Here is a 1179-nt window from a genome sequence, read left to right on the forward strand (position 1 = left end):
ATGGCAAAGAGCAAATTCGAGCGCAACAAGCCGCACGTCAACATCGGCACGATTGGCCACGTTGACCATGGCAAGACGTCGCTGACTGCAGCGATCACCAAGTACTTCGGCGAATTCAAGGCGTATGACCAGATCGACGCTGCGCCGGAAGAGAAGGCGCGTGGCATCACCATTTCGACGGCGCACGTCGAATACGAGACGCCGGCCCGCCACTATGCGCACGTCGACTGCCCCGGCCACGCCGACTACGTCAAGAACATGATCACCGGTGCGGCGCAGATGGACGGCGCGATCCTGGTCGTGTCCGCCGCCGACGGCCCGATGCCGCAGACCCGCGAGCACATCCTGCTCGCCCGCCAGGTCGGCGTTCCGGCGATCGTCGTGTTCCTGAACAAGGTCGACCAGGTCGACGACGCCGAGCTTCTCGAGCTCGTCGAGCTGGAAGTGCGCGAACTCTTGTCGTCCTACGAATTCCCGGGCGACGACATTCCGATCATCAAGGGTTCGGCGCTTGCCGCTCTCGAAGACTCCGACAAGAAGATCGGCGAAGACGCGATCCGCGAGCTGATGGCTGCGGTCGACGCCTACATCCCGACGCCGGAGCGTCCGATCGACCAGCCGTTCCTGATGCCGATCGAAGACGTGTTCTCGATCTCCGGCCGCGGCACGGTCGTGACCGGCCGCGTCGAGCGCGGCATCGTCAAGGTCGGTGAGGAAATCGAGATCGTCGGCATCCGTCCGACGACGAAGACGACCTGCACGGGCGTTGAAATGTTCCGCAAGCTGCTCGACCAGGGCCAGGCCGGCGACAACATCGGCGCGCTGCTGCGCGGTGTCGACCGCAACGGCGTCGAGCGCGGTCAGGTTCTGTGCAAGCCGGGTTCGGTCAAGCCGCACCGCAAGTTCAAGGCCGAAGCCTACATCCTGACGAAGGAAGAAGGCGGCCGTCATACGCCGTTCTTCACTAACTACCGCCCGCAGTTCTACTTCCGCACGACGGACGTGACGGGCATCGTGACGCTGCCGGAAGGCACGGAAATGGTGATGCCGGGCGACAACGTGACGGTCGACGTCGAGCTGATCGTGCCGATCGCCATGGAAGAGAAGCTGCGCTTCGCTATCCGTGAAGGCGGCCGCACCGTCGGCGCCGGCATCGTCGCCTCCATCGTCGAGTAACGA

At 63.9% G+C, this 1179-nt stretch carries 1 protein-coding gene; it reads left to right on the plus strand.

Features of this window, described 5'->3' with window-relative positions; translation table 11 throughout:
* Window positions 1-1176: elongation factor Tu (gene tuf, locus CO656_RS29500; RefSeq protein WP_095677935.1), on the plus strand; the 1176-nt coding region annotated here is incomplete at its 5' end.
* Window positions 1177-1179 lie beyond the last annotated feature (3 nt).

The sequence above is a fragment of the Sinorhizobium sp. FG01 genome (assembly GCF_002531875.1).
GTDB lineage: Bacteria > Pseudomonadota > Alphaproteobacteria > Rhizobiales > Rhizobiaceae > Sinorhizobium > Sinorhizobium fredii_C.